17 protein-coding genes, 1 riboswitch and 1 other annotated feature are annotated in these 21072 nt (G+C 29.3%); of the genes, 4 read left to right on the top strand and 13 right to left on the bottom strand.

Annotated elements, in window-relative coordinates:
* Position 1: 1 nt before the first annotated feature.
* Positions 2 to 1054 carry an inorganic phosphate transporter gene (locus LQE93_RS05070; protein ID WP_231072377.1) on the bottom strand — a complete coding sequence of 351 codons (1053 nt, stop codon included), beginning with the start codon at positions 1052 to 1054 and terminating at the stop codon, positions 2 to 4.
* Between the two features lie 117 nt (positions 1055 to 1171).
* Positions 1172 to 2053 carry a LysR family transcriptional regulator gene (locus LQE93_RS05065; protein ID WP_231072376.1) on the bottom strand — a complete coding sequence of 294 codons (882 nt, stop codon included), beginning with the start codon at positions 2051 to 2053 and terminating at the stop codon, positions 1172 to 1174.
* 113 nt (positions 2054 to 2166) lie between these two features.
* On the opposite strand from LQE93_RS05065, the gene LQE93_RS05060 reads away from it, so the two are divergent.
* Positions 2167 to 3360, top strand: coding sequence for a coenzyme F420-0:L-glutamate ligase (locus LQE93_RS05060; protein ID WP_231072375.1), 1194 nt, complete (start codon positions 2167 to 2169; stop codon positions 3358 to 3360).
* 213 nt (positions 3361 to 3573) lie between these two features.
* Here the strand turns inward: LQE93_RS05060 and LQE93_RS05055 are convergent, their stop codons facing one another.
* On the bottom strand, positions 3574 to 4977 hold the full coding sequence (locus LQE93_RS05055; protein WP_055263928.1) for an NAD(P)/FAD-dependent oxidoreductase: 1404 nt from the start codon (positions 4975 to 4977) through the stop codon (positions 3574 to 3576).
* Positions 4978 to 4981: 4 nt separating this feature from the next.
* Positions 4982 to 5083: riboswitch (purine riboswitch) on the bottom strand.
* Between the two features lie 191 nt (positions 5084 to 5274).
* Here LQE93_RS05055 and LQE93_RS05050 point away from each other — a divergent pair.
* Together LQE93_RS05050 and LQE93_RS05045 are read left to right on the top strand one after the other, a co-directional pair.
* Positions 5275 to 5739: a GreA/GreB family elongation factor gene (locus LQE93_RS05050; RefSeq protein WP_055263840.1), complete on the top strand. Its 465-nt coding sequence runs from the start codon at positions 5275 to 5277 to the stop codon at positions 5737 to 5739.
* A 65-nt stretch (positions 5740 to 5804) separates the two neighbouring features.
* Positions 5805 to 6308: a thioredoxin family protein gene (locus LQE93_RS05045; RefSeq protein WP_231072374.1), complete on the top strand. Its 504-nt coding sequence runs from the start codon at positions 5805 to 5807 to the stop codon at positions 6306 to 6308.
* A 68-nt stretch (positions 6309 to 6376) separates the two neighbouring features.
* On the opposite strand, the gene fsa is transcribed toward LQE93_RS05045, so the two are convergent.
* The 5 genes from fsa to LQE93_RS05020 form a co-directional block, all read right to left on the bottom strand.
* On the bottom strand, positions 6377 to 7024 hold the full coding sequence (gene fsa, locus LQE93_RS05040; protein WP_231072373.1) for a fructose-6-phosphate aldolase: 648 nt from the start codon (positions 7022 to 7024) through the stop codon (positions 6377 to 6379).
* Positions 7025 to 7176: 152 nt separating this feature from the next.
* The gene (gene thrS / locus LQE93_RS05035) at positions 7177 to 9087 is read right to left on the bottom strand and encodes a threonine--tRNA ligase (protein ID WP_231072371.1); all 1911 of its coding nucleotides are present in this window, start codon (positions 9085 to 9087) and stop codon (positions 7177 to 7179) included.
* 136 nt (positions 9088 to 9223) lie between these two features.
* Positions 9224 to 9450, bottom strand: a binding site (T-box leader).
* Positions 9451 to 9569: 119 nt separating this feature from the next.
* Positions 9570 to 10442, bottom strand: a complete 873-nt coding sequence (locus LQE93_RS05030; RefSeq protein WP_231072370.1) for a ComEC/Rec2 family competence protein — start codon at positions 10440 to 10442, stop codon at positions 9570 to 9572.
* Between the two features lie 30 nt (positions 10443 to 10472).
* Positions 10473 to 11171 carry a helix-turn-helix transcriptional regulator gene (locus LQE93_RS05025; RefSeq protein ID WP_231072366.1) on the bottom strand — a complete coding sequence of 233 codons (699 nt, stop codon included), beginning with the start codon at positions 11169 to 11171 and terminating at the stop codon, positions 10473 to 10475.
* A gap of 33 nt (positions 11172 to 11204) precedes the next feature.
* Positions 11205 to 11348, bottom strand: coding sequence for a hypothetical protein (locus tag LQE93_RS05020; RefSeq protein WP_231072365.1), 144 nt, complete (start codon positions 11346 to 11348; stop codon positions 11205 to 11207).
* A gap of 255 nt (positions 11349 to 11603) precedes the next feature.
* Here LQE93_RS05020 and LQE93_RS05015 point away from each other — a divergent pair, with 255 nt between their 5' ends.
* Complete coding sequence (locus tag LQE93_RS05015) at positions 11604 to 13505, top strand: FAD-dependent oxidoreductase (RefSeq protein WP_231072363.1); 1902 nt, start codon at positions 11604 to 11606, stop codon at positions 13503 to 13505.
* 97 nt (positions 13506 to 13602) lie between these two features.
* Here the strand turns inward: LQE93_RS05015 and LQE93_RS05010 are convergent, their stop codons facing one another.
* From LQE93_RS05010 to LQE93_RS04990, 5 genes are all read right to left on the bottom strand, one after another.
* Positions 13603 to 14430, bottom strand: coding sequence for an aldo/keto reductase (locus tag LQE93_RS05010; protein WP_231072361.1), 828 nt, complete (start codon positions 14428 to 14430; stop codon positions 13603 to 13605).
* 1 nt (position 14431) lies between these two features.
* A complete protein-coding gene (rpiA, locus tag LQE93_RS05005; RefSeq protein ID WP_231072359.1) occupies positions 14432 to 15106 on the bottom strand; it encodes a ribose 5-phosphate isomerase A in 675 nt (224 codons plus the stop codon).
* Between the two features lie 16 nt (positions 15107 to 15122).
* On the bottom strand, positions 15123 to 15974 hold the full coding sequence (locus LQE93_RS05000; protein ID WP_055263856.1) for a MurR/RpiR family transcriptional regulator: 852 nt from the start codon (positions 15972 to 15974) through the stop codon (positions 15123 to 15125).
* Positions 15975 to 16238: 264 nt separating this feature from the next.
* On the bottom strand, positions 16239 to 17450 hold the full coding sequence (fliB, locus tag LQE93_RS04995; protein ID WP_055263858.1) for a flagellin lysine-N-methylase: 1212 nt from the start codon (positions 17448 to 17450) through the stop codon (positions 16239 to 16241).
* 241 nt (positions 17451 to 17691) lie between these two features.
* Complete coding sequence (locus LQE93_RS04990) at positions 17692 to 20931, bottom strand: ligand-binding sensor domain-containing protein (protein ID WP_231072358.1); 3240 nt, start codon at positions 20929 to 20931, stop codon at positions 17692 to 17694.
* Positions 20932 to 21072: the final 141 nt, after the last annotated feature.

Genomic DNA, 21072 nt, shown 5'->3' with positions numbered 1-21072 from the left:
GTTAGAAAATCTGAATAAATAACTTAGCCATTAAAAATCCTATAACTCCGCAACCTGGAAATGTAAGAACCCATGTTAATACCATTTCTTTAACTACACCCCAATTTACAGAACTTAATCTCTTAGCTGCACCAACACCCATTATTGCTGTAGTCTTAGTATGAGTAGTACTTACAGGCATACCTACTACTGAAGAAATCAAAAGACATCCTGCACCAGCTAAATCTGCTGAAAAACCTTGATACTTTTCAAGTTTAACCATGTCCATACCAACAGCTTTTATAATCTTATATCCACCAATAGAAGTTCCAAGAGCCATAACAGCTGAACTTAATACCATAAGCCATACCGGAATGACGAAATTACTAACATCAGATTGCCCTTTTGCTAAAAACATTCCTAGCATAAATACCCCCATAAATTTTTGTCCATCTTGAGCTCCATGCATAAACGCCATAGCTGCTCCCCCTACTACCTGAGCATCTTGGAAAAACTCACTAGTTTTTCGTCTATCAAAGCCCTTAAATAGAAACTCTACTATCTTTACTGTAATCCACCCTAAGAGAAAACCTAATATTGTAGATAATATCAAGCCATAAATAACCTTAATCCACTCGCCTCCATTAATCCCTTTAAGTCCACCTTGAAGTGCTATCGCTGCTCCTGATATCCCAGCTATTAAAGCATGACTTTCACTTGTAGGAATTCCAAAATACCATGCAGCTGTAGCCCATAACACAATTGCAAATAAAGCAGCACATAATGCAACTAATGATTCTGCTGGATCCCCACCAAAATCAACCATATTATATATAGTTTCGGCTACATTTGCATTTATAATGGTCATTACAAACACCCCTAAGAAGTTAAATACAGCAGCCATCATTATAGCTGCTCTCGGTGTAATAGCCCTTGTTGATACACATGTTGCAATAGCATTAGGTGCATCTGTCCACCCATTTACCATTATAACTCCTAAGGTTAAAATTACCGTTATTAATAAAGGTAGATTATGTGTTAACTCATATATAAACTCTGCCAAAGAAATAGTCATTAAGTACACTCCTCATAAATAATATAATTTACTAGTTTATAAAAACTTTTCGATACTTAATTCTATTTTTTAACTTTACCTTTAATACATTTTTATTAGTATATTTTTTATTAAATCTTATTCTTTCATTATTTTTAAAAATTCTATTGCTCCTAATGATAATGGTACTTTCTTTAAATAACATGCACCTATGCTTCTTTTAGGAATCTTCTCTATAGTATCAATTTCGTATAAATAATTTTTTTCTAAATATTCCTCAGAAAACTCTTTAATTACGCAAGCAATTCCTAAATTTATTTTTGCAAACTCTAAAAGTAAATCATACGACCCTAATTCAAAATCCGGTGATAAATTTACACCTTTTGAATTCATAAAACTCTCTACATATTTTCTTGAGTTTGATGACTTTTCTAAGAATATTAAAGGTAATTTTGTTAATTCTTCATAAGAAACTTTATCACTTATCAACTTTTTATACTTTTCTCCACAAACAAATATATCTTGTATTTCAGCACAAGGTATTAATTCTAATGAAGAATCATCTATAGGAAAGTTACAAATTGCAATATCTATATCACCAGACTTTATATATGAACAAAGCTCGGTTGTTGTGCTATTAATAATCCTTAATTTTATATTTGGATATTTATTATGAAACTTTTCTAAGAAAGGTATTAAGTAATGCTTTGATATTGTATCACCTACTCCTATCCTTAATTCTCCTGTAGAAAGATTTTTAAATTCAAATATCTTCTCTTCCCCTGCTTCAATAAGAGTTATTGCTGAATTTACATAATCAAAAAGATTCTCTCCTTCAGTAGTAAAAGTTACTCCTTTACGAGTTCTATTAAAAAGACGAATATTCAATTCACTTTCTAATTGCATTATTGATTGACTAACAGCTGGTTGAGTCATATATAATTCTTCTGCCGCCTTTGAAAAACTACCACTCTTCCCCACCTGTCTAAAAACTCTATATAAATCTAATTTACCTATCATATAAGTACTCCTTATATTAAATATACAAACTATTTATTTTACTTATATTATATCTAATAGTATATTACAGGTATAGAAAATTTTTTTAATTTTTACATAAGGGAGAGATTATTTTGGAAAGAGTTATAGGAACAGTTGTCAGAGGTCTTAGATGTCCAATTATCAAAGAAGGAGATAATATTGAACAAATAGTTGTTGATTCAGTTTTAAAGGCAGCTGAAACAGAAAACTTAACTTTAAATGATAAAGATATAGTAACAGTAACAGAATCAATAGTTGCACGTGCTCAAGGAAACTACGCTACAATCGATCAAATAGGACAAGATGTTAGTTCTAAATTCGGTGAAGATACAATAGGTGTTATATTTCCTATCTTAAGTCGTAATAGATTTGCTATATGTTTAAGAGGTATTGCTAAAGGCGCTGCTAAAAAAATAGTTTTAATGTTAAGCTATCCTTCAGATGAGGTTGGTAATCACTTAGTTGATTTAGATCTTTTAGATGAAAAAGGAGTTAACCCTTGGACTGATGTTTTAACAGAAGCTGAATTCCGTAACCTTTTCGGATATAATAAACATACTTTTACTGGTGTTGATTACATAGAATACTACAAATCACTTATAGAAGAATACGGAATAGAGTGTGAAGTTATTTTCTCAAATGACTGTAGAACTATATTAAATTACACTAAGAGCGTTCTTACTTGTGATATTCACTCAAGATTTAGAACTAAGAGATTATTAAGAGCTAATGGTGCTGAAAAAGTTTATGGACTAGATGATATAATGACTGAATCTATAGACGGCAGTGGTTGTAATAAAACTTATGGTTTACTTGGCTCTAATAAATCAACAGAAGAAACAGTTAAACTTTTCCCAACTAACTGTCAATTAGTAGTAGATAATATACAAGCTATTTTATATGAAAAGACTGGTAAAAACATTGAAGTTATGATTTATGGAGATGGTGCATTCAAAGACCCAGTAGGTAAGATTTGGGAACTAGCTGACCCTGTTGTTTCTCCTGCTTATACTGCTGGATTAGAAGGAACACCAAACGAAGTAAAAATTAAATATCTTGCAGATAATAACTTTGCTAACCTAGAAGGTGAAGAATTAAAGAAAGCTATCTCTGAATATATTGAAAATAAAGATGCTGATTTAACTGGTAACATGGTTTCTCAAGGAACTACTCCTAGAAGACTTACTGACCTTATAGGCTCATTATCAGATTTAACTTCTGGTAGTGGAGATAAGGGAACACCAATCATCTTCATCCAAGGTTACTTTGATAATTATACTAAATAGTTTACCCATTAAATAATATACAAATATATAAAATAAAGACTGTGCTATATGCCGGTCTTTATTTTTTATTAAATTTATTCTACAAAAAAGATGCAAATTCAAACTTTAGAATTTACACAGACTTACTAATGAAAAAAGTCAGCTAAAGCTGACTTTAAATCATTATATTTTCAGAAACACCATCGTTTCCTCTTAACTATTAACTTTTATATCTTAACTATTTGCTAAGTTTCTTCCCATCATAACTCCCATAGCTGAAGCCATCATTAGACCTCTTGTCCAACCTGAAGAATCCCCTAAACAATATAATCCTTTTATATTAGTTTCAAAATTCTTATCAAGTTCTATTTTATTACTATAAAATTTAATCTCTGGTCCGTAAAGAAGAGTTTCTCTACTTGCAAATCCAGGAACTACAACATCCATAGATTCTATAAAGTTTAAAATGTTAGTCATTGTTCTATACGGTATAGCTGAAGTTAAATCTCCTGCTTCAGCATCTGGAAGAGTATGTTTTATATTTGATTGATATAACTCATGCTCCCATGTTCTCTTACCGTCTAAAATATCACCATATCTTTGAACGATAATACTTCCATTTCCAAGCATATTTACAAGTTCAGCAACCTTCTTACCATATTCTATAGGTTTATTGAATGGCTCACAGAAATTGTGAGAACTTAATATTGCTAAGTTAGTATTTTCTGACTTTTTATTTTTATATGAATGTCCATTTACTATAGCTAAATCATTATCGTAGTTTTCTTGGCTAACAAATCCACCTGGGTTTTGACAGAAAGTTCTTACCTTATCGTGGAATGGAGCTGGGTAACCAATAAGCTTTGATTCGTATAAAACATCATTTACACTTTCCATAACTTCATTTCTAAGCTCAACTCTAACTCCGATATCAACAGTTCCTGCTCTATGATCAATATTATGTTCTAAACACATATCCTTTAACCAATCAGCACCTTTTCTACCTGTAGCCACTACTACTTTATCTGCATAAACTTTTTCTTCTATCTTTTTAGTTCTTGAATCAGCTATTAATACACCTTTAATAGCATTGTCTTCTACTATTAAATTCTTAGCAACTGTATCAAATTTTATTTCAACACCTAATTCTAAAAGGTGATTTTGAATCTTTAAATATATTTGTTGTGCCATTTCAGTACCTAAATGTCTTATAGGACAATCTACAAGCTTTAAGTTACCTTTAATAGCTTTTCTTCTTATTTCTTTTACTGCCTCGTTATTCCCTACACCTTCAACTTTAGTATCTGCACCAAAATCTAAATATATTTTATCAGTATAATCAATAAACTCTTGAACTAGGCTTGGTCCCATAAGCTCTGGCAAATCTCCACCTACCTCATAGTTTAATGAAAGCTTTCCATCAGAGAAAGCACCTGCTCCTGAAAAACCAGTAGTTATATGACAGTAAGGCTTACATGACACACATACATTAGTTTTTTCTTTAGGACAAGATCTTTTATCTATTCTTCTTCCCGCCTCAATAAGTAAAATATTCTTTTCTGGGTTTAATGTTTTCGCTTCTAATGCTGTGAAAATTCCAGATGGACCTGCTCCTACAATTATTACATCATAATTCATCATAAAATACCTCCAACTAGCTTATAGTTCAGCTTTTTACGGTAGCTGAGTAGAAACATCTAGACCTTATTACCAGAAATATATAAGCGAATATTTTTAATCTTTATTTAAATTTTGTTCGGTTTTATTATATTGCATTTTACGAATGAAATCAATATGTTTTTAAATAATATTTGTATTTTTTACAATATCAATTTATATATTCCTTTTCTTAAATTATATTGAATTACACTTTAAATTTTTTCTATATATTATATAATATTAAGATAATGATTTTTATTTTGAGAGGTATTTTTTATGAATAATATATTGACTGAAGAAAATATTAAAAAATTAAGAGAAGAGTTAGATTATAGAATGACTGTAAAGAGAGCTGAAATAGCTAAAGATAAGCTTATTGCTGCAGCTCATGGTGACCGTTCAGAAAACGCTGAATATAAAGCTGCTTGTGAAAACTATAGAGAAAATGACAACAGAATACAATACTTATTAACTATGATTTCTACAGCAACAGTAGTTGATGATTCTTCATTAGACAAATCAGTATTAGGTATAAACAGTAAAGCAAGAATTAGATTTATCGAATTTGACGACGAAGATACAATAACTCTTACTACTACTCTTGATGCTAATCCTGAAGATATGCTTATAAGTATAGAATCTGATTTAGGAAAAGCACTAGCTGGAAAAAAGGTTGGAGATATTGTTGAAGTAAACGCTCCTGCTGAAAACTATTCAGTTGAAATATTAGAAATACTATAAGTGTAAAGCTACGAACGTATGCGTGTAATGTGTTTCAAATAAAAAATAATAAATGAGGTTTTACTATGGTTGAAATGAATATTAGAGAATTATATGAGGTTGGTACTACTTTTGAATCAGCAGTTGGTCAAGGTACAAAAGGCGAAAGAGCTAGAATACCTAAAAATTATTCGAGAATTAGTTTTACAGAAGATATGGTTAATTTTTTAGCTAGCTTTGATAAAGAAATTAACTTTCTAATTGCAGGTGAGATTTGGTGTCCAGATTTCCAATTAAATGCCACAGTTTTAAAGAAATTTACAGAGATTAATAGTAATTTTGATATGTCTGTAATATCGATGGGCAGAGGTAAAAAGTTCTTATTTCCTATTTTAAATGTTGAAAACATGAAATTTCCTGTAATAGTAGTTTTAGATAAAGAATTTAACATTTTAGGTACTTTTGAAGAAAGACCTAATGTAGTTCATGAATCATCTAATTTTGAAGATATAAAACTAGATTATTATAAAGGCAGATACTTAATAGATTCTGCTAATGAATTTGTAGATATTATGAATAAAGCAAAATAAATACTTACTTTCTAGCTATAAAAAGAAGCCAAAAGTTTATATATCTTTTAGCTTCTTTTATTCTTATACTATTTCTTAGGAACATCTTCCCAATCTTTTAAAAATTTTTCTATTCCTATATCAGTTAATGGATGTTTAGTCATTTGAATTATTACTTTATAAGGAACTGTTGCTATATGAGCTCCACATCTCGCTGCTTTAGTAACATGAATTGGATTTCTTATACTTGCCGCAATTATTTCTGTTTTTATATCATGTATTTCAAATATTTCAACAATTTCTTTTATTAATTCCATTCCATCCATGCCTATATCATCTAATCTTCCTAGGAAAGGGCTCACATAAGTAGCTCCTGCCCTTGCAGCAAGTAACGCTTGTGCTGCAGAAAAAATAAGAGTTACATTTGTCTTTATACCTTTAGATGATAATATTTTTGTAGCCTTTAGCCCCTCTTCAGTCATTGGAATCTTAATTACTATATTTTTATGAATTTTTACAAGTTCATCTGCTTCTTTAACCATTCCTTCTGCTTCTGTACTTACAACTTCAGCACTAATAGGTCCATCAACTATATTTGTTATTTCTGTAATAACCTCTTTAAAATCTCTTCCTGATTTTGCAATTAAGGATGGATTTGTAGTTACTCCACATATAACTCCCATATCATTAGCTTTTTTAATCTCTTCAACTATAGCCGTATCTATAAATAGCTTCATTCTAACTCCTCCCTTGAATTAACTTTAATAATTCAATTACAATATATGCAAATACAATAACTTTATACTGAATTCTTGACTTTATAATCCATTATATATTTTATGCATATAGTATACTTACATATATATCTCATTAACTAATCTCTAAAACTTTAACCCATATCATATGATTTTATTTCATTTCTAATCCTATCTATGAATCTATCTAATTCTACAGAACCTTCATCTCCATTTTTTCTGCTTCTTAAAGCTATATTTTGATTTTCCACTTCTTTTTCTCCAACTATAACTATATATGGTACTCTTTCATTTCTTGCTTCTCTTATCTTATAACCTATTTTTTCAGCACGTAAATCTTCTTCAACCCTTATGCCATTATCTAATAATTTATTTTTTACTTCACTTGCATAATCATTAAACTTATCCGATATAGGTAAAATCTTAACTTGCACCGGAGCAAGCCATGTTGGGAATTTACCTGCAAAATGCTCAATTAATATTCCAATAAATCTTTCTATACTTCCAAAGATTACTCTATGGATAACTATAGGTCTATGCTTCTCCCCATCACTACCTATATAATCAAGTTCAAATCTTTGTGGTAACTGGAAATCTAATTGTATTGTTCCACACTGCCATGTTCTACCTAAGCTATCTTGAAGATGAAAATCTATCTTTGGTCCATAAAAGGCTCCATCACCTTCATTTATTTTATATGGTAAATTTAATTCATCTAGAGCTCCTTTTAATGACTCTTCAGCCATATTCCAGTCTTCATCACTTCCCATTGAGTCTTCTGGCCTTGTAGAAAGCTCAATATTATATTTAAATCCAAATTTTGAATATACTTCATCAATAAGCTCTACGACACCTTTTATCTCAGATTTAATTTGTTCAGGTAACATAAAAATATGCGCATCATCTTGAGTAAAAGCTCTAACTCTCATAAGTCCATGTAAAGCACCTGAAAGTTCATGTCTATGAACTCTTCCCAGTTCACCTAACCTCATTGGAAAATCTCTATATGAATGGACTTCTGATTTATAAACAAGCATTCCACCTGGACAATTCATCGGCTTTAATGCAAATTCTTCTTCATCAATAATTGAAGTGTACATATTTTCCTTATAGTGATACCAATGTCCTGATGTTTCCCAAAGCTTCTTATTTAACATTATTGGAGTTTCAATTTCTACATATCCAGCTTTTTGATGAACTTCTCTCCAATAATTTATTAAAGTATTTTTTAAAACAACTCCTTTAGGTAAGAAAAATGGGAATCCTGGCCCCTCTTCTACAAAAGTAAACAGTTTTAAATCTTTCCCTAACTTTCTATGATCTCTCTTCTTTGCTTCCTCTAAATTATGAAGATAAGTTTTTAGCTCATCTTTGCTTGCAAAGGCCACACCATAAACCCTTTGAAGCATTTTATTTTTTTCATTTCCTCTCCAATAAGCACCTGCTACGGAAGTTAATTTAAATGCTTTTATATACTTAGTTGAATAAATATGAGGCCCTCTACAAAGGTCAATAAATTCACCTTGCTTATATAAAGATATTTTTTCTCCCTCTGGTAAATCACTTATAAGTTCTACCTTATAATCTTCACCTCTGTCTTTCATAAGCTTTAAAGCTTCTTCTCTTGATATATCCACTCTTTCAAAACTTAGGTTTTCAGAAATAATATTATTAATTTCTTTTTCAATTTTATTTAAATCTTCTGCTGTTAACGGTTCTTCTATATCAAAATCATAATAAAACCCATTATCTATTGATGGCCCTATTGCTAATTTTACATTCTTAAATACTCTCTTAACTGCTTGAGCCATAACATGTGAAGTAGAATGTCTCATAACTTCAACTGCTTTCTCATCTTCAAATGTTAAAATATTTACCTCATCATTATTTTTTAACTTATAACTTAAATCAACTAAGGTTCCATTTACTTCACCTACCACTGCTGATTTAGATAGATTTTTACTTAGCGATTTTGCAAGTTCATAAATATTAGAACCTTCTTCGATTTCTCTTACTGATCCATCTTTTAATTTTACGTTAATCATACCTCTACCTCCTTAAGTGAGATTCCAAATTTCGCCCATGGGCACACATGTAATTTAGTTAATCGAACTTACACCTTCGATTCTAGGAGAAGGTGATTCCTATATTAATTTAAAATAAAAAAACATCCATCCCAAACCTTGGGACGAATGTTTACATACGTGGTTCCACCCAAATTGAATTACTACAATTCAATTCATCTCTTAAAATTTAACGATTTTCACCGATGATATTTCACCTTTAGGCTACTAAACCATAGCTCCAGGGTAGTTTTCTTATAGTCATATTTAAGAATGCTTACAGCCGGTGACATTCTCTCTCTTCAAACTGTACTCTATAGTACTCTTCCCTTTCCTTGCCTATAAATATTAAAACTAATATTATCACTTTTACAATATTTTGTAAATATATCTTTTAAATATTTTATGTTTTAATACCTAATTTTATTCAAAAAAGAAGTCGCACCTTTAATGCGACTTCTCTATTAAAACTCTGCTATCTCTATTGTTCCATCTTGTAAAACTGTAAATGTTATTCCTCTATCATAATTTTCAGTTATATAAATCTCTGAAGTACTTAATGCTTTTCTAACTCTCTTACTAGCAGAATTAGTATCTACTGTAGTATCTGTTGTAATAACTGAATACTTTGGAGAAACAGCTATTGCAAATTCATCTGATGTAGCATCCTTATTTCCATGATTTCCAACCTTTAATATATCACTAGAAAGATCTACCCCAGCATCCATAAGTGTCTTTTCCTCTGCAAACTGCATATCTCCAGTAAACAAGAAAGTCTTCCCATTTACTACAAGCTTCATTACAAGTGAATTATCGTTATCGTCATCTTCATTTAACACCAAAGGTCCAATTACATCAAAATAAATATCATCTGTAATCTTAACCTTATCTCCGGCATTTAATTTTGTTATTGGTAGATAAAGATCCTCTGATAAATTATCTATTTTATTTTCACCATTCTTTTTATTTTCAGATATTTCTGCTCTGTACATCATCTCTATATCATAAGCTGCTGCAACTGCTTCCATACCACCAATATGATCTTTATGTGTATGAGTTAAAAATACTCCATCTAAAGTATCTACATCTTTTGCTTTAAGGCCCTCTAGAAGCATTTCTGAATTTTCCTCTAGTCCAGTATCTATAAGATAATTCTTATCATCAATTTGAACTAAAATAGCATCTCCTTTACCTACGTTTATGTATGAAACATTAACATTTTCTGCTTTACTAGATATATTGGATAAACTATTTTCTTTATTTTTCCCACACCCAACTAATACAAATATCATAAAAAAACTACTTAATATTTTAAAAATGCTTTTCTTATTATTCATCAAAATTCTCCTCTCTTAAATTACTTCAACTTATTTTTCATAAGCTAATTTATAATGCTTTCGATATTGAAGTGGAGTCATCTTATATTGTTTTTTAAATACTCTATAAAAATAACTTTTTTCTTTAAAACCAATCATTTCAACGATATTTTGTACAGTCAAATTTGTAGTAACTAACAACCATCTAGCTTTTTCCAACTTTATTTCTAATAGCTTTTCAGAAAATTGGCAATTAGCTAATACTTTAAATCTTACCGAAAAATATGTGGGATTAAAATTAAAATGTTCTGCCATAGACCTAAGAGTTACTGTTGAATAATTATCTACCATATACTTAAGCCACTTTCCAATATCATAATCCTTCATCATACTAGACTCACTTATTATTAGTGCCTCTTGATGGACCTTATGTAAATTAGTTAAAAATAAAATCAAAGAAGCTTTTACTAATTTATAATTTTCTTCATCGTTACTACTTAGCTCATATAATAATATATTTAAATATGTCTTAACTACCTCTTGCATAGTTATATCAAATAGCAAATATTCCATTTGAGATGTATCTAATCTTAAAAAATCATATAATATTGGACAATCTGCCATTTGCGCTATTAATTGAGTAGTTATAAACTCTTTCTTTAACTTTACAAAGCAAATCTCATTCTTATCTTTAATATTATATTTTATTTCCCCTACTTGCTTCAGTAATATAATATTACCACTAAACAAGTTAATAACTTTAGAATCTATAGTTATACTTCCTTATCCAAAAGCTACTATCAAAATTATATCTCCTTTTTCATTTGATAATATACCTTCTTCACCTTCAATTAATCTTATATTATAAATTCCATTTTTATTTTCTTTTTTATTTCTTATTTTATTTAAAACACTTTTAACTTCCATAGTTTTCATTACCGCTTTCTATATAAAAGTTTTATTCTTAGCTATATAAAATCTATTATATTTTTATTAACTTAATATTACCTTAATCATTTTATTACCATAACATAATTAGAATATTATTAAAATATCACATCTTTCAATTCTTAAAATAAACCACTTTTTCTGCAAAATGCATCATCTTCTTTTAACTTTTTTATACTGTTATACTTTTTCTTGTTAGTTAAAGATATAACAATGAATGGGGGAAACACTAAAATGATAAGAAAAAAATTAAGTATGCTATTAGCAACAGCTTTAGTTTTTGCTATGAGTACAAGCCTTTTTGTTGGTTGTAGCTCAAATAATACTGATTCTAAATCAACTGCAAAAGCTGGTACTTATACAGCAACTGAAAAAGGATTTGGTGGAGATGTTACAGTTAATGTAACTATTGCTGAAGATGGAAGCATCGAAAGTATTGATGTTACTGCTGACTCTGAAACTCCTGATATCGGTGGTAAAGCTGCTCCTCAATTAGCAGAAACTATAGTAAATAATCAAAGCTTAGCTGTTGATACAGTAAGTGGTGCAACTGTTACAAGCACAGCTGTAATTACAGCAATAACTAACGCTTTAACTGAAGCTGGTGCTGATATAGATGCATTAAAAAATGCTGAAACTGCTAAGAAAGGTGAAAATGAAGAAGCTACTGTTGACGTTGTTGTAGTTGGTGCTGGTGGTTCTGGTACTGCTGCTGCTTTAGCTGCTGCCGAAGCTGGACTTAACGTAATGGTTATAGAGAAAACTGCTTCAGCTGGTGGTAATACAAAAATTTCTTCTGGATTCTTCGCTGTTGATACAGAGCTTTTAAAAGAAGATGGATATGATCTTTCTGTAGATAAAGCAGTTCAAGATTTAATGGAATTTAACCAATACTTATCAAACGGTACAATCGTAAGAAAGATTGTTGAAAACGCTGGTGATACAGTTGAATGGTTACAAGGATATGGGGTTGATTTCTATATTCCAGAAACTACAACTCAATTAGCTCACGAAGATGACGTTTATAAGTGGAAAACTTATCACAAATATAAAGATAATGCCGTAGCATATGAAAATATGTATGCTAATTTAGATAACATGGGTGCTGATGTACGTTACAATACTTCTCTTGAAACTATAATCAAGAATGACGAAGGTGTTGTTACAGGTATAACAGCTACTAAAGCTGATGGTGGTACTTTAACAGTTAACGCTAAAGCAACTATCATCTGTACTGGTGGATATGGTGCTGATGCTGAAAAAACTGCTGAAGCTTTAAAATCTGATTTATTTAACTCTCTTGGTATGCCAAATGCTGGAGAAGGTATAGAAGCTATCGAAGCTGTTGGTGGATACGACCTAGATGCAACTCCACTTTTACATGCTTGTCAATTTGCAGAATCAGAAGTTAAACAAGATTCAGCTGGTGAAAACCTTGCTGGTTTCTCTGATACAAGCTTAACTCAAGTATTAAATACTCCATTATTATGGGTAGACCAAACTGGTAGCCGTTTCACTAACGAAGATGTTGTTTATGATACAGCATTCTGGGCAAACGCTGCTTACACTGTTGGTGGAAAATACTACATCATAGTAGATGAAGCTACATTAAAATCTTTCTCTGAAGGAACTAAATTAACAGTTTCTCAAGCTGGTCCTGGTGCAAAAATGGATCTTGATGATTTCGTTGCATTAGCAGATGCATCTGTTGAAGCTGGTACTGCATTTAAAGGTGCTACTTTAGAAGAATTAGCTGAAAAAGCTGGTATGGATGCTGAAGATTTAAAAGCTACTGTTGAAAGATATAACACTATGGTTAAAAACGGTAAAGATACTGATTTCGGTAAAGCAAGTGAATCATTAGCTTACTCTGTAGAATCAGGTAACTTCTATGCTTTTGATGTAAGAGGTGTATTCCTTGGAACTATCGGTGGAGTTAAAGTTGATGAAAACATGCAAGTTATGAACACTAACTACGAGTTCATCCCTGGATTATATGCAGCTGGAGCAACTGCTGGTGGATACTACACTGGTGTTGGATACCCTCCATATGAAGGATTAGCATCTGGATTTGCTTATACTTCTGGTAGAATAGCTGGTATGAGCGCTGTAGATTATGTTAACTCTTTAAAATAGTTAAAAGCTATAATTTTAACCCCTAAAATATAGTTTTAAATATCTATCCCCAAATCATTTATTTTAATGATTTGGGGATTTCTTTCATTATGCAGTATTATACATCTAAGTATGTTGTATTAGCAGGAACACCTGATATATCTTCATTAACATTTAATTCATCAATCTTTTTAATATCTTCACTTGATATATCAAAATCAAATATATCTATATTAGCTTTTATTCTTTCTTCATTTGATGATTTTGGTATTGGAATTACTCCATTTTGTATGTGCCACCTTAAAGTAATCTGAGCTATACTTTTATTATATTTTTCTGATAACTCTAACATTAATGGTAAAGATAATATTTTCCCTCTCATTATAGGTCCCCATGCAACTACCTGAATATTATTTTCATTACAGTACTCAATTGTTTCCTTCTGAGTTTTGCAAGGATGTATCTCTATTTGATTTACCATAGGCATAATTTTAGCTGTCTTCTTTAATTCTTCTAAATGACCTATCTTAAAATTACATACTCCTATTGCTCTTACTTTTCCTTCTTTATAAAGATCTTCAAAAGCTCTCCAAGTTTCACTATTTAATTTATTAGGCCAATGAATTAAATATAAATCTAAGTAATCTACACCAAGTTTTTTTATAGACTTATTGAATGCATTAATTGTTTCCTCATAACCATGGTCATCATTCCAAAGCTTAGTCACAAGAAATATATCTTTTCTATCAATGCCACTTTCAGCTATTCCTTTACCAACACCTTCTTCATTTCCATAAAAAGAAGCTGTATCAATCTGTCTATATCCAAGATTAAGTGCTAGCTTGACTTTATCTATTACCTCTTGTTCTTCTCCAAGCTTATATGTCCCAAAACCAATTGAAGGTATATCAACTCCATTAGCTAATTTTCTAACCATACTTTCCATATTAATTTACCTCTCTTTCAATTATTTTTATTTCTGTATCACTGACTACTATTACTTTAGTAGCAATCTTATAAAATAATGACGTATCTACAACACCTACAATTGAATTTAAATCTTCATTTAATTTTTCTATACTGCTAATTTTATCTTTATCAAAAAAAGCATCAATTAAGAATAATCCATTATCTGATATTGTGATTCCATCCTTTGCTACACTACTTCTCATTTTAGGTATTCCGCCTAAATTTCTTATTACCGATTCTACATAACTCTTACTTTCAGGGATTATTTCTAAGACTACAGGATGATTAAATTCTAATCTCTTTACAACCTTACTTTCATCTACAAGGAGAACATACTCTTTGGCCATACTTGCAATAATCTTTTCTTTAGTATGAATTCCACCACCACTTTTTAACGCATTTAACTCTTCATCTACTTCATCACATCCATCAAATGCAATATCTACACTACTAATTGACCAAGTTGGTAGAACTTGAATACTATTTTCTATACAAAGACTTGCTGTCTTAAAAGATGGAGTAACTACTTTTACATTTAATCCAGATTCCTTTATATAAGAAATCAAATATCCTATAGTACTTCCCCCTCCAAGTCCTATTGTCATATTATCTTTTATATACTTTAAAGCTTCCTTTGCACATCTTCTTTTCACTTTTCATCTCTCCTATTTATAGCTTATCATCAGCAATTGATTGTTCATGCCTACTTAAGTTATCATAGACATCCTCTTTTCCTACAGTCAGGAATAAGTATAGTATTTCTATTACTGTCATAGCTGATATTCTTGAAAAATAATATTCATCTAAAAACAATTTTTCTCTAGTAGCCGTTGTGATATGATAATCACTTATTTTAGCTAATGGTGAATTAGCACTATTAGTAATCGATATTACTTTAGCTTCTTTTTTATGAGCTACTTCTGCTACATTTAATAATCTTTTAGATGCTCCTGAATTAGAAATTACTATCACAACATCTTCTTTTGTTAAATTATAAGTATATGCAATTTGTGTTTCCCAAATTGTATTAGCTACTGCTGGTATGCCAATTTGATTAAATTTATAACTTCCATCCATTGCAACTGGTATTGTATTACCTACCGCTGCAAATTGAATACTTCTAGCTCCACTTATCAACTTTATAATTCTGAGTAAATTCTCTTCATCTATCATAGATACAGTTTGGCTTAATTCCTCTACTTTATTAGCTAAAATGTTCTGTAATGATTTCTTGATATTATTTTGGTTAACATCTCCAGAAGCAGTTACTTCTGATTCACAACCTTTAACTAATTCTTTTGCAAGAGTAATCTTTAGATGATGAAACCCCTTCACATTACACTTTTTACAAAACCTAGAAACAGTTGCCTCACTAGTACCTGCTGCTTCAGCTAATTCTGCAATTGTTAATTCAACTACTTTAGAAGAATTATTTAAAATATAATTTGCAATTTTCTTTTCTGCATCAAAGAAATTATTATACTCAGCAAAAATTCTATCCCTAATTGTTTTATTTTCCATATGAAATTTCCTTTCATCATTTAGTATATTTTTAGTATATCAAAGAAATTAAATTTCGTAAATAATCATACCAAGAAATTAAATTTCTTGGTATTGCATAATATCTTATACCTATGTTAATTCTTTTTTATATACAAACTTATAATATTTAATATGAAAAGTAGGTATAGATAAAATTCTATTTTTATCTATACCTACTTACATTAAAACACACAATTAATCTATTTTTAGAATGCTAAACATCTTATATATACATAAATTACTTTATAAAAGTGTTTTAGCAAACTCTATATTATCAAATTCTTTTTCTTTTATATACCTTATAGATTTAGTTAAATAACTTCTATGATGCTCAATAGTTTTAGAGAATACTTGAATAAACCTAACTATTTCCTCTTTAGAATCATTTCTTTCCTTTATATATTTTCCAACTAGATAAAACCTAATAAATGAATATCTCATTAATAACATAATATATCCATCAAAAATAGACTCTTTTTCATTAAACGGAAACATATTATTATAAATAAAATTAACTAAATAATTTTCAAAAATATATGTATACTTATCAAGAAATTCTTTATTATATTCTTCAAAAACCTCTATATATGTTCTATTATCAGCATCTTCTCTATTCAAATTAAACGAATCTATAATTTGCTTTGTATATTCCTTAAACAAATCACTATCTACTTCTTTATCTATATTTAATAAAGATACCATCTTCTTAAAGAAATCTATTTGAAGCATAAAATATAAACTATTTTTTTCATAAAAACCTTGAGTTCTGTTTATATCATAGTTATTAATAAACTTTTCTATGTTATTAAAATTACTTTCACTTTCATCTTCTAAATTATTGATAAATTCACCTAATACGAAAAGTCTTTCAGTTAATTCTAATTTTCTATTTTGAATTATTTTAATACAGACTTTCCTTATCTCTTTAAAGTACTTTGCAAGTGAATTGCTTAATTCTTTAGATTTAGTATCAACTTGGTTTGATAATATATGTTTACCTATCTCCTCTTCGCTTTCTTTAAATTTAATTCCCTCTTCATTCAATAATAAAATTCTTGCAGCTTCAGGACAAGCAACATCAAGGGATCTTTCATAACATCCATCAACTAAGTTTGTTATCCTTGGAAAACATGTACAAACATTTGAAAGATAATCTTCCCCAAGTTTTGAATGTATTACACAATAATTATTACAATCTAAAAAAGGACATCTTTTATCATCCTTTAATTTTACCTTTCCATAATCTACATCATCACTAAAACTTTCTTCATTATTATGTACATTTTTTTGAAACATTCTTTTCATCTCTAAATCTTGTACTTTATAATATTTTCTAAATGTAACCTTATCGATATCTATATCCCATCCAATACAACAGCTATCCTCACAAGAACCACCTATACATTTAAACTCATTATAATATTCTGGATATATACTTTTAACTTTCTTCCCCATAGTTCATTCCTCTTCTAACAATTAAGTATAGGCTCATTTTACTATAATTAAAAATTAAAATCTATATTTAATAAGTATACTTAATTTAATGACTATACCTTGTCAAAATTTAATTTCATATTATTAAGTAATTCGTACTCAAAGATTTTCTAAATATATACTAAAGAGATTACCTATAAAGTTTTTAGGTAATCTCTTTTAATTAATATATATTTATATAATCTAAATTATATATGAAACATTATACTGGTAATATTATTGTAAATTTACTTCCTTTATTTAATTCACTTTCTAACGTAACCTTTCCGTTATGTAGCTCCACTATATATTTAACTAATGTTAATCCTATACCACTACTACTTACCTGAGTTGAATTCATATTTTCTCCTTGCTCAAATCTATTAAATATAAACTTCTGGTCTTCTAATGATATTCCTAGTCCCGTGTCTTCTACTGAAATACTTACTAAATCACCATAATCTTTAATAAATACTCTTATTTCTCCACCCTCTTCAGTAAATTTAACAGCATTTCCTATAAGGTTAATAATACATCTCTCTATTTCATTAGGATCACAACATATTATTTTCTCCTCAATCTCTGGGTCTATAATTAGTTCAATTCCTTTTTCACTTATTAAACTACTCATTCCTAGTGCAGTTTCTTCAACTAAATATACAATATCAATACCTTCTTGTTTTTTTATCTTATATGCACCTGATTCTATCTTTGAACTGTCTATAATATCATTTATAATTCCCAATAAATTATTAGAACTCTTCGTAATAATATTCAGATATTTTTCTCTATTTTCATTATATAAATTATCTTTTCCAACTAATGTCCGTACTAGCTGTACTGTTGCTATAATAATATTAATTGGTGTTCTTAACTCATGAGAAAGATTTACAAAGTAATCATTTTTAAACTTCTCATTTTTAATGTTTCTTTCATATAACTTCCTATTTGTTTCCATCTGAGCATTTATTTCCTTAGTCTGCCTATCAACTATCGCTTTTAATATTTTAACATGATTTCTAACATAAATAACTATAGCAACTATTATAATAAAATAAAGTATAAATGCAGTTTTAGTTCTCCATATAGGACTTTTTATAGTAAAGTTAAGAGAAGTTTCTTCAGTTATATCTCCATTACTCTTTATGCCCCTAACCTTAAATGTATAATTCCCTGGCGATAACAAAGTATAAATAGCATTATTTCTATTTTCAGGATATTGCCAGTCACTATCAACCCCTTCAAGCATGTAGGTATATGAAACTCCACCTATTCTACCATAGTCAGGTAAAAAATATTTAATCTCTATATTATTCTCATTATGATTAAGTTTGATAATCTCATTATCATCATAATCTATTAATTGATTATTTACTCTAATATTACCTAATACAACTTTATCTTCATTATATATTTCTTCTTTTATTTCACTTGGATTAAATGAAATAATACCTTTATTTGTACCAAAAAACATTTTACCACTCTTTGTCTTATAGGCTGCTCCCCTATTAAAAAGAGTTCCTTGTAAACCATCTGCTTCAGAGTAATTCGTAAACTTTTGTTTTTTTATGTTAAACTTACTTAAACCATTATTAGTTCCAATCCATAAGTTTCCTTCATCATCAATTAATAAAGAGTTTATATAATCATTTGCAAGTCCATCTTTTTTAGAATAACTAGTAAATGTTTCTGTCTCTATATTAAATTTATTTAAACCGGCATTGGTACCTATCCACAAGTTACCATTACCATCACCTTGAATACAGTTTATAGTATCATAAGTTAAGTCATTATTATTATCATCACTTGTATAATTCTTAATTATCCCTTCTTCTTTATGAAACTTGATTAACCCTGTATATCTACCACCAGCTAACCATAATATATTTTCATCTTCTTCATCCTGAAAGATATCAATTACCCTATAATTAGATAAGCCATATTCCTCAAAGTGACTATTATAACTTTTTGCAAGATTTCCACCATTTTTATGTATATAAAAACCTTCATTGCTTCCAACCCATGTAGATTGTCCATCATAATAGAATTTCAAATAATTTTTATTAGCCGCTTCTCCTAAGCGATTTTTATTAATGTTTTGTATAGTCCCATCTTCTTTTAATATCACATCCACAGACTCATCTGTAGAAAGCATAATTTTACCGGGTTCTACCTCATGTAAATGGTTTATAGAATTACTGCTTAAAGATTGCTCCATTGTATCATCATGAACATATCTTATGGTCTCATTTGTTTCTTCGTTAAAACAAAATACTCCATTATATTTAGTTCCTACCCATATATCTCCATGACTATCTTCTAATATTGATGTAACACTGCTTTCAGAAATACCTAGGTTATGTAATAAATAATTATATTTTTTATTAAATTGTTGAGTATTATTTAATATACTCACTCCGTTATCTGTCCCTATCCAAATAACTCCATTCCTATCCTCATATACATAAGTTATATAATTACTTAATAAACTATTGGATACTTCTTTATCGGTTTTATAAACTTTAGTTATATCATCTTTTTGTTCATACTTTATTAATCCATTTGAGCTTGCAAACCATATATTTTCCTGTGAATCACATAATATATAGCTGATATCTGTATTAATTCTTTCTCCTATATCTACATCAAAATAAACGCTCTGTATCTTATTATCATTAATATAATAAATCCCACTTTTTGTTGAATACCAAGTTTTATAATCGTTATCAAAATCTATACTATATATATATTTATTATTTTCATGAATATCTTTCATTTGATTAATTTCAAATGTATTAATATCTATGTATGTTGCTCCACTTTTAGTAGCTACTACTATATTACCATCTTTAAACTCTTTAATATCTGTAATATAGCTATTAGTTAAAGAGTTACTATTACCCTCTTCTGCATAATACTTTCTAAATTTCCCTGTTTGCTCATCATACATATTAAGCCCATCAGAAGTTCCAACCCACATTGTATTATTATTATCCTTAAATATAGCGGTCACGTGATAGTTTGATATCGAATAATCACTATTATAATTATTTCCTATTCTGGTGACTTCGTTAGTTTTCATATTTATTATACTTAAACCACCACCAGTTCCAACCCACATATTACCATTAGAATCTTCAGCTAAAGCTGTTATATATGTTGAATTTAAGCTCTTTTCATCTTCATAGGAATAATTATAGATTCGGACTCCACTTCCATCATATCTATTTAATCCATCTGCCGTCCCAATCCACATATATCCTCTAGAATCTTGTAAAATTTTTGTTATATAATCATTGGAAATCCCATCTTTTACTGTTAACGATTGAAAATTAACAGCATCATTTTTTACTATTTCATTATCATATATAACTTTATCATCGGAGTATACGATTTGATTACCTCCGAGTACTATAATAAATAAAAATAGTAAAAATATTATATATTTTCTCTTTTTACTCATTTTCCCCCCGAATAATTAAATCCGATCTGTTAAGTTATATGAACATTGCTCTTCTCAACCTAAGGAAATACAATAGGTTTGCAAAACTAAATAATACCCCCTTAGAAAAGGAGAGAAGAACAATGAACAAGACTAATATAA

Source organism: Clostridium sp. NSJ-145 (assembly GCF_021044725.1).
GTDB lineage: Bacteria > Bacillota > Clostridia > Clostridiales > Clostridiaceae > Clostridium > Clostridium disporicum_B.
This window is presented reverse-complemented; position numbering and strand designations above follow the sequence as displayed.

Coding starts and splice junctions, on each gene's coding strand:
- LQE93_RS05010 (WP_231072361.1), bottom strand. CDS start 14,430: ATGGAAAGTATGGTTAGAAAATTAGCTAATGGAGTTGATATACCTTCA.
- LQE93_RS05065 (WP_231072376.1), bottom strand. CDS start 2,053: ATGATAGGTAAATTAGATTTATATAGAGTTTTTAGACAGGTGGGGAAG.
- LQE93_RS05015 (WP_231072363.1), top strand. CDS start 11,604: ATGATAAGAAAAAAATTAAGTATGCTATTAGCAACAGCTTTAGTTTTT.
- fliB (WP_055263858.1), bottom strand. CDS start 17,450: ATGGGGAAGAAAGTTAAAAGTATATATCCAGAATATTATAATGAGTTT.
- LQE93_RS05020 (WP_231072365.1), bottom strand. CDS start 11,348: ATGGAAGTTAAAAGTGTTTTAAATAAAATAAGAAATAAAAAAGAAAAT.
- fsa (WP_231072373.1), bottom strand. CDS start 7,024: ATGAAGCTATTTATAGATACGGCTATAGTTGAAGAGATTAAAAAAGCT.
- LQE93_RS05055 (WP_055263928.1), bottom strand. CDS start 4,977: ATGAATTATGATGTAATAATTGTAGGAGCAGGTCCATCTGGAATTTTC.
- LQE93_RS05045 (WP_231072374.1), top strand. CDS start 5,805: ATGGTTGAAATGAATATTAGAGAATTATATGAGGTTGGTACTACTTTT.
- LQE93_RS05050 (WP_055263840.1), top strand. CDS start 5,275: ATGAATAATATATTGACTGAAGAAAATATTAAAAAATTAAGAGAAGAG.
- LQE93_RS05070 (WP_231072377.1), bottom strand. CDS start 1,054: ATGACTATTTCTTTGGCAGAGTTTATATATGAGTTAACACATAATCTA.
- thrS (WP_231072371.1), bottom strand. CDS start 9,087: ATGATTAACGTAAAATTAAAAGATGGATCAGTAAGAGAAATCGAAGAA.
- LQE93_RS05000 (WP_055263856.1), bottom strand. CDS start 15,974: ATGGAAAATAAAACAATTAGGGATAGAATTTTTGCTGAGTATAATAAT.
- LQE93_RS05030 (WP_231072370.1), bottom strand. CDS start 10,442: ATGAATAATAAGAAAAGCATTTTTAAAATATTAAGTAGTTTTTTTATG.
- LQE93_RS04990 (WP_231072358.1), bottom strand. CDS start 20,931: ATGAGTAAAAAGAGAAAATATATAATATTTTTACTATTTTTATTTATT.